Annotated in this window: 13 protein-coding genes; 4 read left to right on the top strand and 9 right to left on the bottom strand. The window is 53.9% G+C overall.

Features of this window, described 5'->3' with window-relative positions:
• Positions 1–214: 214 nt before the first annotated feature.
• Positions 215–595: a metallopeptidase family protein gene (locus DW724_RS09280; protein ID WP_118761267.1), complete on the bottom strand. Its 381-nt coding sequence runs from the start codon at positions 593–595 to the stop codon at positions 215–217.
• Positions 596–759: 164 nt separating this feature from the next.
• On the opposite strand from DW724_RS09280, the gene DW724_RS09275 reads away from it, so the two are divergent.
• A complete protein-coding gene (locus tag DW724_RS09275) occupies positions 760–1,326 on the top strand; it encodes a hypothetical protein (protein WP_117489964.1) in 567 nt (188 codons plus the stop codon).
• A gap of 40 nt (positions 1,327–1,366) precedes the next feature.
• Here DW724_RS09275 and DW724_RS09270 read toward each other — a convergent pair whose 3' ends face one another.
• From DW724_RS09270 to murC, 5 genes are all read right to left on the bottom strand, one after another.
• Positions 1,367–1,987 (bottom strand): LptM family lipoprotein, encoded by a 621-nt coding sequence (locus DW724_RS09270; RefSeq protein ID WP_202183523.1) that lies wholly within the window; start codon positions 1,985–1,987, stop codon positions 1,367–1,369.
• Positions 1,988–1,999: 12 nt separating this feature from the next.
• Entirely contained in the window at positions 2,000–2,620 is a 621-nt protein-coding gene (locus DW724_RS16020) for a hypothetical protein (RefSeq protein WP_243105721.1), read from the bottom strand.
• 64 nt (positions 2,621–2,684) lie between these two features.
• Entirely contained in the window at positions 2,685–3,065 is a 381-nt protein-coding gene (locus DW724_RS09260; protein WP_118761266.1) for a hypothetical protein, read from the bottom strand.
• 98 nt (positions 3,066–3,163) lie between these two features.
• Positions 3,164–3,775: a cytidylate kinase-like family protein gene (locus DW724_RS09255; protein WP_110436100.1), complete on the bottom strand. Its 612-nt coding sequence runs from the start codon at positions 3,773–3,775 to the stop codon at positions 3,164–3,166.
• Positions 3,776–4,056: 281 nt separating this feature from the next.
• A complete protein-coding gene (gene murC, locus DW724_RS09250) occupies positions 4,057–5,433 on the bottom strand; it encodes a UDP-N-acetylmuramate--L-alanine ligase (RefSeq protein WP_118761265.1) in 1,377 nt (458 codons plus the stop codon).
• 261 nt (positions 5,434–5,694) lie between these two features.
• Here murC and DW724_RS09245 point away from each other — a divergent pair, with 261 nt between their 5' ends.
• A complete protein-coding gene (locus DW724_RS09245; RefSeq protein WP_118761264.1) occupies positions 5,695–6,825 on the top strand; it encodes an MGDG synthase family glycosyltransferase in 1,131 nt (376 codons plus the stop codon).
• 317 nt (positions 6,826–7,142) lie between these two features.
• Here the strand turns inward: DW724_RS09245 and DW724_RS09240 are convergent, their stop codons facing one another.
• Positions 7,143–7,718, bottom strand: a complete 576-nt coding sequence (locus tag DW724_RS09240) for a TetR/AcrR family transcriptional regulator (RefSeq protein ID WP_118284996.1) — start codon at positions 7,716–7,718, stop codon at positions 7,143–7,145.
• A gap of 199 nt (positions 7,719–7,917) precedes the next feature.
• On the opposite strand from DW724_RS09240, the gene DW724_RS09235 reads away from it, so the two are divergent.
• Positions 7,918–10,404 (top strand): efflux RND transporter permease subunit, encoded by a 2,487-nt coding sequence (locus tag DW724_RS09235; protein ID WP_243105720.1) that lies wholly within the window; start codon positions 7,918–7,920, stop codon positions 10,402–10,404.
• Positions 10,391–12,535 carry a hypothetical protein gene (locus tag DW724_RS09230; RefSeq protein WP_118761263.1) on the top strand — a complete coding sequence of 715 codons (2,145 nt, stop codon included), beginning with the start codon at positions 10,391–10,393 and terminating at the stop codon, positions 12,533–12,535. Before DW724_RS09235 ends, DW724_RS09230 begins: the two co-directional genes overlap by 14 nt.
• A 252-nt stretch (positions 12,536–12,787) precedes the next feature.
• Here DW724_RS09230 and DW724_RS09225 read toward each other — a convergent pair whose 3' ends face one another.
• Positions 12,788–13,339, bottom strand: coding sequence for an ECF transporter S component (locus DW724_RS09225; protein ID WP_110436095.1), 552 nt, complete (start codon positions 13,337–13,339; stop codon positions 12,788–12,790).
• A 102-nt stretch (positions 13,340–13,441) separates the two neighbouring features.
• Positions 13,442–15,190, bottom strand: coding sequence for an S-layer homology domain-containing protein (locus DW724_RS09220; RefSeq protein WP_118761262.1), 1,749 nt, complete (start codon positions 15,188–15,190; stop codon positions 13,442–13,444).
• Positions 15,191–15,221: the final 31 nt, after the last annotated feature.

The raw sequence follows: 15,221 nt of genomic DNA, 5'->3' as shown, positions 1-15,221 counted from the left end.
CGCGCATGAAATAGAATTTGCTGTGCAAATTCGTAAAAAGCCGGAGCATGTATCTGGCTTTTTACACTTCTGGAGGAAAAAAGTTTCGACCATCGGAAGGAACTTTCGTACGACTTTGGAACGGCCTACGGTCCGTTCCTGCTTGTCGGCGAAACTGTAGTTTCGCGACAGCCTCAACCACCCGAACGATAAATTTCGTTCGGGTGGTTTTCTTTTACTCGTTATCTGCCTGCTGTTCCTTATACATGGCGATCTGCTCCGCGTCCCAGACCTCCAGATCATGCACACCGGCTCGTCCTTCAACGTGGTGGCGGAATTCATGCCGCAGGACTTTTCGCATTTCTTCGGTCAGCTCATCCTCATCCATATGGCGGTACGCCCGCTTGAACGAGCCGTAGTACATTACAATATATTTGCCCATCGCCGGATCAATGCGGTACTGCCCCATCACATACAGGGTGCCGTTGCGGTCCTCCGGGTGCAGAAGATAGCCGGGTTCCACGACGATACCACCGTTCAGTTCCTCGTAAAACGACTGCGGAATCTCCTCCGCGAGATCGGATAATATTTCTTCAAATCGGTCGATCGAGATCATGCCTGTCTTCCTTTCTGACCTTACTGCTTGTCTGCCCTTACTATAGCACAACCTGTTTTTACAGGCAACCAAACTTTTTGTGAACAAGCTGTCTTGACAGGTGTTGTTTTATGTTGTATACTTCTATCTGTTCACAACTCAAATATTGGAAAGGACCTGTTCCCATGGTTAAGAGTAAAAGTTTGTATCATTTGGCGCTGGCCGGCGTACTGTGTGCGATCGGCATCATCATCCCGATTTTTTCTCCTGTAAAGATTCGACTTGACCCGATGAGCTTCACGCTGGCAAGCCACGTTGCTATTTTTCTGGCGATGTTCATTTCTCCGGCTGTTGGCGTGGCCGTTTCAGTCGGCACGACGCTTGGCTTTCTGGTCGGCGGCTTCACCATGCCGGTCGTCCTGCGTGCGCTGACCCACGTTGTCTGGGTTGCGCTCGGTGCATACTATCTGCAGAAGCACCCGGAGCTGATCGACTTCCGTCAGCAGGTTGAAAACCGCAACGCAAAGCTGTTTGGTCTTGGTGCGGTACTCAGCATCATCCACGCGGCACTGGAAACCCTAGTCTGCGTACCGGTTTACTTCGGTCAGGGCCTGTCCGGCGCGGAAACCGTTCGCATTCTGCTCGGTCTGGTGCTGCTCGGCTCGTTCATTCATTCGATGATCGACTATGCGCTGTCTCTGCTGATCTGGCGTCCGGTCAGCGGCACGATGCGCACTAGCAGAGTTTCGTAAACTGCAAAAACACCCGTCAATGACGGGTGTTTTTCTTTTCTTATTTCACCTCGCAGCCGCCCCATTCTACCACGGTGAAGCCGTCTCTTGCGAACGGCGTGAACGTCTGCGGCTCGATGGTCTGCAGCTTGCTCAACGGCTTCCACGCCATGAATACGCGGAGCACACTGTCCGGTTCCGGGTCGATATCCAGCTTTGCGGTGTCGGTGTAGCGCTCGGACTGGAACGAGATGAGATTGTACGGGTTTTCCTGCATTTTCGGCATCCAGTACACGATAAATTCGTTGTACTCGCGCGGTGTCAAGCCGATCTCGGCCAGTTTTTCGCGGAGGAAATCCGCTGTGTCCGCTCCTGCTACGCAGAAGCCCTTGGAGAAGTCGTAGTCGGTGTTGTTCTCGCCCTCCCAGAACAGGTAGGAGTATTCGTCGCCGTTCTCATCGTACAGCGTGCCGTCCGGCTCGGCGGTGACAGTCCAGCCGTCCTCATACGCCGGATACGTCGCGGTGAGCGTGCCCGCATAATCCAGCGATACGGAAACCGTCGTTTCCTGCTCGGGATAGAGGTAGATGACGGGTTTGGCATCGCCCTGTTCCTGTTGACCGCAGGCAGTCAAGCTCAGTGCCAGCATGGCTGTGAGCGTTCCCGCAAACAATCGTTTCATGCCGTTCCCTCCTTACTTCACCTCGCAGCCGCCCCATTCAACGACAGTGAAGCCGTCTCTCGCAAACGGCGTGAACGTCTGCGGCTCGATGGTCTGCAGCTTGCTCAACGGCTTCCACGCCATGAATACGCGGAGCACACTGTCCGGTTCCGGGTCGATATCCAGCTTTGCGGTGTCGGTGTAGCGTTCCGACTGGAACGAGATGAGATTGTACGGGTTATCCTGCATTTTCGGCAGCCAGTACACGATAAATTCGTTGTACTCGCGCGGTGTCAAGCCGATCTCGGCCAGTTTTTCGCGGAGAAAATCCGCCGTGTCCGCTCCGGCGACGCAAAAGCCTGTGGAGAAGTCGTAGTCGGTGTTGTTCTCGCCCTCCCAGAACAGGTAGGAGTATTCGTTTCCGTTCTCATCGTACAGCGTGCCGTCCGGCTCGGCGGTAACGCGCCAGCCGTTCTCGTAGTCCGGATAGGTCGCGGTGAGCGTGCCCGCGTAGTCCAGCGACACGGAAACTGTCGTTTCCTGCTCAGGGTAGAGGTAGATGACGGGTTTGGCACTGCACTCCTCCTGCTGTCCGCAGGCGGTCAATCCGAGTGCAAACGCCGCTGCGAGTGTCCCTGCAAGCAATTTTTTCATAGCGATTCCTCCTTTGTTCGGTTAGACGAAATCGGGGCGGTTTGGTTCCCTGTTCTGCGGAAATTTACGGTCGTACCCACTCACCGGTCAGCGCATTCTTCTGCAGAACCAGCTGGAAGCCGTCGGCATCATTAAAATAAACCGCCTTATCCGTATCCTCAATCGGCAGGACAACGGTGTATCCCGCACTCATCGTGTTTGCACTGCCGAATGTGTTGTAAAACGTGAGATAATGTTCGCCGTTCTTCGGCTCGTCCTTATAATCCCGGATATCCTCAATCGGCGGAAAGACAGCTGCATGGAGTGTCAGCGTTTTCCCATCCTCGGAAACCGTATAATCGCGCAGTGTGACATTCTGCTGCTCGGTCAATCCCGATCCCACACGAAATAGCAGAAACGGCACAAAAACCGCTGCGAATACAGCAATAATTCTTCGTATTTTCATCGTTTTTCTCCTATCCTTTTATCTGTAAAAATGCGAAAGGCCGTCCGCAAGGGACGACCTTTCCGCACTCTCTCTTTTCTCTTTTCCCTATACAGCAGTTACTTCTTCAGGCGATTGATGTACTCCAGAATAATATCGGTGGAATATTCAACGCCCAGACGGCCTGCGTTAATGCAGAGGTCGTAATGGTCGCACTTGCCCCATACCTTGCCGGTATAGTAATTGTAATAGGTAGAACGCTGCTTATCCATCTTCTCGAGAGCAGCCTCGGGCGTCTTGCCCTCGATGACGTAATCACCGCAGGTCTGAACACGCTTTACACGGTCCTCAATCGAGCCATGGATGAAGAAATCGAACTTATTCGGGAAGTCACGCAGTACATGGTCTGCACAGCGGCCAACGATAACACACGAGGAATCCTCTGCCATCTCGCGGATGATATTGGACTGAGCCAGATACAGCTGATCGGTCAGGCTCATGCCGTTCAGACCAACCGAACCGAACATCGTCAGCGAGTACAGGAAGCTGTTGGTGGCACGCTTGTCGAGCTGCTCAAACAGTTTTTCGTCAAATCCGGTCTTTTTAGCCGCACGGGTAATAAGTTCCCGGTCATAGAACGGAACGCCCAGACGGAGCGCCAGCTTCTGACCGATCTCACGACCACCGGTACCATATTCACGACCAATAGTAATAATCAAGTTGTTATTCATAACGCACCCTCCTTACCAACCGGAATTATACAAATTGTACAATTCTCTATATCTGTAGTATGAACCATTTATGCGTTTTTGTCAAGTAGGATTCAAAAATTTTTTCATTCTGTAAATTTGATTGGTTTTCGCTTCAAAGCGAACGCGCCTTGCCTGCCCGGCAGGGGCGCAAGGTGAATTGCCCGAAGGGCAAGAGAAGGTACCCTGGGGTACAACTCGGCACACCGTATCTATTTTGGCAAAAGAAAACCCGCTCGAAAGCGGGTTTTCTCGTTATCTCTTTACTTATTCTTGATCAGCATCGGTCCGACTTCATTGATATTGCCGGCGCCCATGGTGAGCACCAGATCATTCGGGCCTGCCTCCTTACGGAGATAATCTGCAATCTCGTCAAAGCTGTCAAACGATACCGCGCCCGGCACCTCCCTGGCGATATCCGAGGAATAAATGCCGATGGTATTCTTCTCGCGGGCGGCATAGATCGGAGCAAGAACCGCCTGATCGCACATCCTGAGCGCCTCCACGAACTCGTGGAACAGCGCCTTAGTGCGGGTATATGTGTGCGGCTGGAACGCGCACAGGATACGGTCGAAGTGCATTTCCTTTGCGGTGTTCAGCGTGGCCTTCATCTCGCTCGGATGATGTGCGTAATCGTCCACGACGGTTGCGCCGTTCGGCATTTTGCCGACCAGCTGGAAACGGCGGGACGAACCGGTGAACTTGTTCAGACCGCGCTCGGCAGCGTCACCCGGCACACCGAGGAACTCGGCAGCGGCACAGCACGCCAGTGCATTCAGCATGTTATGGCGGCCCGGAACGGACAGCGCCACCTTAGCGTACTTCTTCCCCTCTACCATAACGGTAAAGCGGTAGTAGCCGTTCTCATCGCGCACGTCGGTCGGGTAAACGTCCGAGGTTGCGCTCGTGCCGAAGGTACGAACCTTGCGGTTGATGCCTGCCACACTGCGCATTGCATGCGGGTCATCGCCGTTGACGACAACAAGGCCGTTCATCGGGGTCAGCTCGGCAAACTCGTGGAACGAGTGGATGATATCGTTGATATCCTTGAAGAAGTCGAGATGATCCTCCTCTACATTGAGGATAACCGCAACGGTCGGTGCAAAGCGCAGGAACGAGTTGCAGTATTCGCAGCTTTCAGCCACAAAACAGCCCTTGCCGCCGATACGGAGCGTACCGCCGATAGCAGGCAGGTTGCTGCCGACCATAACGGTCGGGTCCATCTGCGCTTCCATGGTCATGAGCGTCATCATCGAGGTGGAAGTTGTCTTGCCGTGCGTGCCTGCCAGACAAACCACGTTGTCATAATCGCGCATGAGGTGTCCCCATGCCTCGGCACGCTCCATGACCGGAATGCCCAGCTCATGGGCGCGGACGATCTCCGGATTGTCATCATGCACGGCAGCGGTACGCACGATGAGCGACGCACCCTCGACGTTCTCCGGCTTGTGCTCGTAGGTAATCTTTGCACCCAGAGCCTCCAGCCGTGCGGTAACATCCGTACGCAGACGGTCGGAGCCGGAAATCGGCACACCGCGGCTGAGCAGCAGCTCGCCAAGCGAATTCATGGATACGCCGCCGATGCCGATCAGGTGGATGCGTTCCTTATTTTCAATGTAGGGCTTAATAGACAGAGCCATTTCCCTAAGCCTCCTGTATTTTTGTTTATCAGATTTATTATAGTACAAAATCGCCCGGAATAAAATAGCTAACCGAGAAAAACTCCTGCCGGACCTGAAAAAAAGGAATATATGATACCGGAAATACCGCTGCATATCGCTTATCCGCATACATTTAACTAAAGTGTAGTTTGATTTTTTCACATGTTTACGATAAAATATCCTTAGGCGTGCTGTCCGGTCCGGTCAGCACAAACGCCGCAATATAAGGAGAGGCATTGTATGAGAGTACTGATTTTATCCGTCACCGCCGGATTCGGCCACCATGCCACCGCAAAGGCCATCGGCGATATGCTGGAATCCAAGGGCGCGGAAGTTCACACACTGGATGTTTACGCCTATATCAGCAACCTGATCAAAACCACCATCGACAAGGGCTATCTGTTCTCCTCCAAACACATGCAGACGCTGTACCGTCTGGTCTACCAACTGGCCGAGAACAACGGCGCAAGCTATTTTAACTCTGCGCCGAGCATTATCAATATCATCAACGCACTCGGTGCGTCCAAGTTTGCCAAGGTCATTGCGAACCATGTGCCCGATGTTATCATCTGTACGCACGTTTTTGCGGCGCAGATGGTCGATGAACTGAAAAAACGCAAAAAACTCGCCGATATCGAGACCATCGGCATTGTTACCGACTACACGCTCCACCCATACTGGGAGGATGTGCCGCGCGTGCAGTACATCGTCACTGCGAGTGAACTGCTCACCTACCGCTGTGTGCAGCGCGGCATTCCGGAGGACCGCATCCTGCCGTTCGGCATTCCAGTGCACCCGAAATTCAACGAAAAGCTGTCCCGCGAGGACGCGGCGGCACAGCTCGGTATTGACCCGAATAGGAAAACCATCCTGCTGATGGGCGGCAGCATGGGCCACGCCGACCATGTGAAGAACATCGAAAGCCTGTCGCAGATCGGTACGCCGTTCCAGTTTCTTGTGGTATGCGGCAACAACAAAAAAATGCTCTACCATGTAGAGCAGTTTGCCGCGCATTATCAGGGCAGCTGCAAGATCTATCCCTACGGCTTTGTACACAACGTAGAGGTGATGATGAGCGCGTCCGACTGCATTGTATCCAAGCCGGGCGGTCTTACCGTGTCCGAGGCTTTGGCGAAAAACCTGCCGATGCTGCTGTTCGATCCGATTCCGGGGCACGAGGAGCGAAATGTTGATTTTCTGGTCAACAACGGCATGGCGGCGCTCATTACCAAGCACTTTCCGATCGACGAGGCGGTGTACGAGCTGTTCTGCAATCCGGTGCGGCTGGAGACCGTGCGGAGAACCATGAGCGAGATCGCCCATCCGGATGCCACCGAACGGCTGGCTGAATTTGTCCTGCGTAAACGATAATACAGTGAAAGGGAGTACCCGCCTGCGGGTACTCCCTGAGGCTGTCGAAAAACTCCGTTTTTCGAGCAGCCTCTCGATTGAAACCACACTTTCAATCGAATCTTGACGAAAAGCCGCGCCCTGCGGGCACAATTTTTCGTCCCTTGTATAATTCCCGAGGTACACGCCCCCGGGAATTATGAATTTGCTGTGCAAATTCTATTTTATGCGTGCTGCCGCACGAAAAGTAAAAACGATAGATTGACTTTATCGACAGACTGAGGGAGTACCCGCCTGCGGGTACTCCCTTTCGTGCCGTTAAATTCCTACTGATTTACTCAGTTCTGCGCTGCATCTGACTGTGGCACCAGCGGTGTCAGCGGTGTCAGCAGCTTAGTGATCAGGCAGACCATCTCGGTCTTCGGGATGGGCTGCGACTCAGTGATCCACTTTTCGGTCATGCCGATGACGCCGGTCGCAAGGAAGCGTGCAGCATACGCATCCTCGACACTGCGGTACGGCAGCAGCTCCATGCGGCATTCCTCGATAACGCCGATCATCTTTTTGCCGAAACCATCCGGTGCATTGACCTTGATGAGTGCGGTGACGATCTCACGATTCTCCTCCAGATAATCCATCAGACGGCTGAGCACCAGCTTGAGCGTTACCGTCTCGCTCGGGCGGATGGCTGCGATCATCCCGCGGAAATCCTCGATCATCCCTGTCTCGATCTTATCGCGCAGGTCATACACGTCCCGATAATGCGCATAAAATGTGCCGCGGTTGATATCCGCTTCGCGCACTACGTCGGTCACGGTGATGCTCTGGAAGTCCTTCTGCTGCATCAGCCGCGTCAGTGCCTGCCGCAGCAGCTTTTTCGTTCGTCGGATGCGCTTATCCTCCACTTCTGCCATGGTATTTCACTCCATTCATATTGCTTTTTCCGTTCCATTTCCGTAATTCGCATTTTAACGAACATATACAATATTTTTGTGCGTTATCATTCACTCTTATCATATTTGATTATTGCGTTCGTTATCCTTATGTACTATACTATAACACGAAAAGAAATCCTACACAATATCTATTTCTGAGAAAGATGGTGTTTTCTTTGTGAAACTTAAAGGACATAGCCCTGTTGACCTGATCATTAACAATCGAAAACTGATTGAAAAGATCTATATCGTACTGATCATCTTCAGTTTAATCTGTGTGCCGATGGTTGGGATCAACTACGATTTAACAAAATACCTGCCGGATTCGTCTCCGTCCGCACAGGCGCTGGACATCATGGAGGACGAATTTACCTATCCCGGCATGGGACGCGTCATGCTCGAGGATGTGACGCTGTACGAAGCCAAAAACATAAAAGACCGTATCGCGGACGTTGACGGTGTGGACATGGTCATGTGGTGCGATATGGCCACCAATATCTACGGCTCGAGCGAATTCATCAACTACGACAATATCGACGACTACTACAAGGATAACACCGCCTACATGGATGTTATCTTCACCGACAAGGACTCGTCCAACCAGACCCACAAGGCGGTGCATGAGATTGAAAACATCGTCGGTGACAGAGGTTTGGTAGCAGGCTCCGCTGTATCGGATACCAACCTCGGCCCAACCATTAACAAAGAGGTCGCCCGTGTTATGGCACTGGCCGTTGTCATTATTTACATCATTCTGACAATCACGACCACCTCGTGGTTTGAGCCGGTGCTGTTCCTGTCCGTGCTCGGCATTGCAATCCTCATCAACATGGGCACGAACATCATCTTCGGCGAGATTTCGTTCCTGTCCAACGCCGTTGGTGCGGTGCTGCAGCTGGCCTGCTCGATGGACTACTCCATCTTCCTGCTGCACGCCTTCACGCAGGAGCGCGCAACCGGTGCAGAACCCGAACAGGCGATGGCGAACGCCTGGCGAACCGCCTTTTCATCCATCGGCGCTTCCGGCATGACGACCATCGTCGGCTTTGCCGCCATGGCACTGATGAACTTCGGCATCGGCCCGGATATGGGCTTCGTATTGGCCAAGGGCATCGCGCTCAGCCTGCTGACCGTGCTGCTGCTCATGCCGGCGCTTATCCTGCGTTCGCAGAACATCATTGCCAAGACGCAGCACCGTCCGTTTATCCCCAAACAGGGCCGCGGCATCGGTGAATTTGCGTACAAAATCCGTCATATCGTATTTCTTGTGGTTGTTATCATCATCATTCCGTGCTATATTGCACAGGGTATGGCGAATTTCTCTTACGGCAACGAGGCCGTTGCAAACTCACCCGGTACACCGGTTTACGAGGCCGAGCAGCAGATGAATGCCAAGTTCGGCAAGAGCAACATGATGATCGCGCTTGTCCCGCCCGACAGCAACATCACCGAGAAAAAGATGACCGAGGAGATCAACGACCTGTCCTACGTCAAGTACGCGCTCAGCCTGTCATCCGTTCTGCCGGAAGGCATTCCCGAGGATTTCCTGCCGGAGAACATCACCAGCCTGATGCACTCGAAAAACTGGGCACGCGTGATCATCAACGTGCGTTCCGCCGGTGAAAGTGACGATGCCTTCAAATTCTCGGACAACATCCGTGCGATCATTGACAAGTATTACCCGAACGAAACGACCTACCTTGTCGGCGTAACGCCGTCCACGCAGGATATTAAGGACATTATTGTACCAGACTACAACCGCGTCAACATCGTTTCCCTGCTGGGTGTAGCACTCGTTATCGCGATCACCTACAAGGCACTGATCCTGCCGATCGTCGTACTCATCCCGATCGAGTGCGCGATCTTCATCAACACCGCTCTGCCGTACATTTACGGTCAGCGAACCATGTACCTTGGCTTTATCATCGTCGGCTGTATCCAGCTGGGCGCGACGGTTGACTATTCAATATTGATGACCGGCAACTATCTGGATGCCCGCTCACAAGGGGATAAAAAGGAAGCCGCAATACGGGCGGTATCGGTCAGCGCCGAATCGGTTATGACCTCCGGTCTGATCGTTATGACAGTTGCCTACGGCCTGTACTTCATGACCTCGGTCGAAGCGATTTCCGGTCTGGGTCAGCTGATCGGCCGCGGTGCACTGATTTCGGTTATTCTGGTCCTGTTCTTCCTGCCGATGTGCCTGATGCTGTTCGACCGCTGGATCGTCAAGTCGGATTACGCAGAAAAGAAGCACGCCAAGATGAACAAGATCCGCGCGACAAAGATCAAGCTGCCGATCCTGAGCGAGCTGCACCAGCAGCGCGTCAACCTACAGAACCAGATCCGCGAGAACCGCAAGGCGCGCAACAAGGAGCTGCACCTCAAGCTCAAGAACCTGATGAACGGCGATGGCTTCAAGCTGCCGCAGAACTACACACCGCCGACGCAGGAGCCGTCCAAACAGCAGCAGACCGAAGAATCTGCACACAAGCGCATGATCGGCAAAAAGCTGCGTATGCGCATCCATAACCGCATTGAGATGCGGAAGGAACAGCTTGAGCATCTGGCCCAGCGCCTCGGCAGCGACAAAAACAAGCCGAACAACAGCCAGAATGACAACCAGAACGATAATACGGAGGAGAACGACCATGAAAACAGATAAGCTGCGCCGACTGACCGCAGCCTCGCTTGTTCTTGCGTTCACACTGCCGCAGGCGGCACAGGCCGCCGCGCCCACGGTAGAAACCGACGAATCGGTATATATCAACATGGATTACTACGGTGCGCCGACCAATACGCGCATCGTAAAGGGTGTCAGCCTGAACGGCCACACCGAGTTCACCGATTTCGGCAGCTACGCAGATGTGTACAACATGAGTACCTACGACGAGCCGGTCATCAAGGACAATTCGGTGTACTGGAAGCTGTCCGACACCAGCAAGCAGCGCTTCTACTATGAGTGCATCCCGACCGACAAGGTCAACATCCAGATGCCGTGGAACTTTGATGTTTCCTACAAGCTGAACGGCGTTTCGGTCAAGGCGGAGGACTGTGCAGGCGCAAACGGTCTGGTGGAGATCACCATTCACGCAGTACCGAACAGCTACGCAAGCGACTACTACAAAAACAATATGATGCTCGTCTGCGGCACCGGTATCGACATGAGCAAGGCGCTTTCCATTGATGCACCGGGTGCACAGGTTCAGTCCGTGGGAACCTACAAGCTGGTCGTATTCATGGGTATGCCGGGCGAGGAAAGCACGTTCACCGTGCGTATCGGCTCGGATAACTTTGAGAACATGGGTATGTTCATGTTTATGACGCCGGCTACCCTGTCCTCGCTGGATATCATCTCCGACCTGAAGGACGTCAAGGACCGCCTGAGCGATTCCGGTGACAGCCTGTACTCCGGCATGAGCAGCATGCTCAACACCATGCAGTCCATGCAGAACGGCATGGGTACGATGTCGAGCGGTATTTCGGGCATCAATGCCGTGCGCCAGCAGCTGATCAAGGACCGCGGCACGATTGATCCCAAAACGGATGCCGCGCTGACCGCTCTGGAAAAGCTGACCGGCGAAAGCGATTCGCTGATCCCGGAACTGAATAACACCAAGGACACGCTCGTTAAGCTGAACGCGACCACGAACAGCATTCTCGATACGCTCGAGGAGTCCGGTGCAGATATCACCGAGTACCAGACGCTGCTGCAGAATGTCCGTACCTCGCTGAATAATCTCGAGGATCTCATGGATGATCTGGATGACAAGACCGGTTCGGAGTGGCTGTATATCAGTGAGCTGCAGAGTGATCTTTCCAATATGAAGAAGGATCTGAAGAATATTCAGGACGATATGAAGGAGCTAAGCAGCCGGATCAAAGACCTGAACGATATGAACAACGCGATCAACGGCGCGATGACCTCGGTTCTTGACAAACTTTATGACAACGGCAACGGCGTTATCTCGGCTGAGATGTACAAGAGCATGGCGCAGCTGCTCAGCACGCTGTCCTCGCGCTGCAAGGCGCTGACCGACACACTGGAAGGTGCAGCCTCCAATCTGTCAACTACTGCAAAATCACTCTCCGGCCTGCTGGGCACTACGGACTCCATTCTGGACAATCTCGACGATATCTGCGATGTGCTGGACGATTACAAGGGTCTCGGTCAGGACTTCACCGCCGAGGGCAAAAAGCTGACCGAGCTCGCCAATACCACGCTTGGCCGCGTCAACCAGCAGCTGACCGAGATTCCGGCACTGACCGAGTCGCTCAACCAGCTGACCTCGATCACCTCGTCCTCCATCGATAAGGGCACCGAGCTGATCGGCACCACCACCAAAACGCTCACCGCGTCCTACCAGCTGCTCGACACGGTCAACAGCACACTGCGTTCGGTTCGCAGCGACGCGGATGCCAGCACACAGACCACGCTCGACGGCCTGCTCGATGTGCTCGATAAAGCTTCCCGCTCGAACAGCTCGAATAAGCTGCAGAACGCGACCGATGATATTCATAATGCCATCGACGACGCTAAGACCGACCTTGAGGACGATACTAACATCCTCAATATCGACTCCTCGGCCGACCTGCAGTCTGTCACAAGCAGTATGAACCCGACACCGAGCAGTCTGCAGTTCATCCTGCGCACGCAGGAGATTTCGACCGACGATGACGATGATGCTATCACCTCGGATCAGGATGCTGCCGACGAAGGCGTTCTCGCGCGTATCGTGAATATCTTCAAGAAGCTCGCAAGCGCGATTTACGGCGTATTTGCTTCGGAAGAGTAACCGCATATAGACCAAAAGGACAGGAAAATTTCCTGTCCTTTTTCTTATCCACATGTTGGGGATAATTGCGTAACCGTATGGTGTGAAACCGTTTGTCAAATCCATTGATATCATCGACATCGATTGGTGCAATTCAAGTAGAAACAGCGGGGTGAGGTCCCCCCGCCGTTCCACAGAGAATCACACGATAACAAAGCAAAATTCGCATAAAAAAACGGTTCCGTCTCCGGAACCGTTTTTCCTATCCATTTATCATGCGCGAATCTTCTCGCCCATCTCCGCGCTTGCGTGACTGAGCACCGGAAGCAGCACCGCACCAACGATAATGCCCGCAATGCCCTGCACGATATTCATCGGCACGCCGAGAACAACCGCGGCTGCCGCAGCGCCCATGCTGCTGCCCATCACGACTTCCATGCCGACCTCATACACAAAGTAGCCCAGAACCATAATGATCTCTGCCGGAATGCCGCACAGAACCACACGGGTAATCGTATTCATGCCCTTGCCTGCCATGCGGTGATACAGCCAGCCGCCGAGCAGAGCGGTCAGCGCCTTGATGGCAAACGTACCGGGCACCCATGCCATGTAGCCGCCGATAAGATCTGCCATCATCGAGCCGATACCGGCTGCCAGTGCGCCCAGACCGGGACCGAGCAGAATGCCGCAGATCAGCACCATGCCGTCACCGAGGTGAATGTAACCCTGTGTCGGTGTCGGAATGCGGATGATCATCGTAGCAACTGCCGTCAGTGCCGCCAGCAGTGCTGCCAGCACAAGCTTTCTGATGTTTTTTCCTGTCATATCGCATACCCTCTTTTCCAGTAATTCTGTCTGTAAGCCTATTGTATGCGATATTGTGGCTTTAGGAAAGTGTCAGTTCACGCAAGTTTCACAAGGTCAGTTTCAGGCATTCGCCTTGAAATTATTGATGTAGTAATCGCCGTTTTCGTCGTCCATCACAACGCAGACCAGCTTGCCCTTGGAGACAACCTTGGCCTCATCAACGCCTACGCAGATCCACTTGCGCGGGTCAACCGTGGTCTTGAGCTTAGCCGCCGCGTCTGCCGCCTGCTTTTCATCCGCAAAGCGCAGAACAATGATGGAATGTGCCTGCGAGGTAATCATAGACTCGGAGGCCACGCCTGCTTCAAACTTGATGTCATCCGTACCAAGGTACCAGAACAGGCCGCGGCTCATGCCGTCTTCACCCATGCCGTTGTAGAGTGCCTCCTCGTCAACGCCCATGCCGCCGAACGGACGCGCACCGTAAATCTTGCTCACCAGTGCGGAAAGCTTCTCGTCCACCTTGGCGGTCTCCGGCTGCTCCGGCTCGGTCACCTCCGGCTTTTTATAGCCCCAGACAGCCTCGCCGTACTTCTTCATGAACAGGTCGTAATTCTCGTTGTAGCGCTTCTTATACACGCTTTCAATCTGCGGATCGAAGGTGTAAGCCGTACCGTCGATGGTAATCTCGGTCCACGCGTGAACCGACTCACTGCCCTTGGGCGAAACACCGGTGCCCGGAATCGCCTGTGCGTCAAAGCCGACCTGACGGGCGAGGTAAGTAAAGCCTGCCGCCCACGAGTAGCAGTTGCCCTTGTGGGTCTTAAGCATATCGGTCGCAGAGGTCAGCGCCCAGTCGCTCTTCGAAGTGTCAGCCGCGCCGATGCCGAGATAGCCGAACATATTCTTCGCGTAATCATACACCGCACGCAGCTTCTGCTGCTGGGTCATGCTGTCCTTGACAACACTCTTTACTGCCGAAGCCAGCAGCGCGTCCAGTTCGGTCGAGCCGGTGATGTAGTAGCCATTGTGGTCAAGCTCGAGCGAGCCGATGAACTTGCCATGGTCAAACTGCTTGTCCTCGTTGACATGGAACAGCTTGCCGCCAATATTATGCCATCCCGGCGTCAAATCGGTAGTCTCCTTATCGAACGAAGTCCACTTTTCGGAGCCGCTCGACTTGTCAAACTTATGGTCGGTGGTTGCCTCAAGCATATCCCAGTATGCCCAGTGCGTGTTCGGCACGTCCGGCATAATACGGATGCCCTCACTCGTATTGATCGTAAACTCGTCCGCCTGACGGCCGAGCACACGGTTGAGGATAGTCACGGTCTCCGCACGGGTAATCGGCGCATTCGGGCGGAAATTCGTGCCTGCCGAAATCCAGCCCTGTGCCAGAGCGGTCTGCACCGCGTTGTACGCCCAGTTGGTCTTGGGTACATCAGCGAACGACTTGTCCGTGCCGATGTCGGTGTGCGGGAAGCGCGACAGAATCGCTACAAACTCCGCACGGGTAATCTTGGCGTTCGGCTTGAACGTGCCGTCTGTGTAACCGTTCACCAGACCGAAACCGGTCATTTGACGAACAGCGTCCGCATACCACGCGGAAACCGAAACATCATTAAACAGGTGGTCCTCATTCTTGACCTTGTTCACCAACAGAGAGGCCAGCAGCTTGCTCGCTTCTGCACGGGTGATGGACGCATCCGGACGGAAGGTGCCGTCCGTGTAGCCGTTCATATACTGCATATGCTCTGCGGTATTCAGCTGCGGCTGCGGCGCCGAATTCTGAGCCGCGCACGCGGAAATCGGCAGAGCTGCCGCCATCAAAGCCGCAAGCGCACCTGCGGTCATTCGTTTTTTCATCATACTTCCATACTCTCCTTCAGATCGTTTTCGG

Origin of the sequence: Butyricicoccus sp. AM27-36 (assembly GCF_003480945.1) — a bacterium.
Classification (GTDB): Bacteria; Bacillota; Clostridia; order Oscillospirales; family Butyricicoccaceae; genus Agathobaculum; species Agathobaculum butyriciproducens.
Note: the sequence above shows the minus strand (reverse complement) of the source record. Positions and strands in the feature narration are given on the sequence as shown.

Bases quoted from the DNA above. Each gene is read 5' to 3' on its own strand.
- DW724_RS09220 (WP_118761262.1), bottom strand. From the start codon at position 15,190: ATGATGAAAAAACGAATGACCGCAGGTGCGCTTGCGGCTTTGATGGCG.
- DW724_RS09225 (WP_110436095.1), bottom strand. From the start codon at position 13,339: ATGACAGGAAAAAACATCAGAAAGCTTGTGCTGGCAGCACTGCTGGCG.
- DW724_RS09230 (WP_118761263.1), top strand. From the start codon at position 10,391: ATGAAAACAGATAAGCTGCGCCGACTGACCGCAGCCTCGCTTGTTCTT.
- murC (WP_118761265.1), bottom strand. From the start codon at position 5,433: ATGGCTCTGTCTATTAAGCCCTACATTGAAAATAAGGAACGCATCCAC.
- DW724_RS09275 (WP_117489964.1), top strand. From the start codon at position 760: ATGGTTAAGAGTAAAAGTTTGTATCATTTGGCGCTGGCCGGCGTACTG.
- DW724_RS09255 (WP_110436100.1), bottom strand. From the start codon at position 3,775: ATGAATAACAACTTGATTATTACTATTGGTCGTGAATATGGTACCGGT.
- DW724_RS09240 (WP_118284996.1), bottom strand. From the start codon at position 7,718: ATGGCAGAAGTGGAGGATAAGCGCATCCGACGAACGAAAAAGCTGCTG.
- DW724_RS09260 (WP_118761266.1), bottom strand. From the start codon at position 3,065: ATGAAAATACGAAGAATTATTGCTGTATTCGCAGCGGTTTTTGTGCCG.
- DW724_RS09245 (WP_118761264.1), top strand. From the start codon at position 5,695: ATGAGAGTACTGATTTTATCCGTCACCGCCGGATTCGGCCACCATGCC.
- DW724_RS16020 (WP_243105721.1), bottom strand. From the start codon at position 2,620: ATGAAAAAATTGCTTGCAGGGACACTCGCAGCGGCGTTTGCACTCGGA.
- DW724_RS09280 (WP_118761267.1), bottom strand. From the start codon at position 595: ATGATCTCGATCGACCGATTTGAAGAAATATTATCCGATCTCGCGGAG.
- DW724_RS09270 (WP_202183523.1), bottom strand. From the start codon at position 1,987: ATGAAACGATTGTTTGCGGGAACGCTCACAGCCATGCTGGCACTGAGC.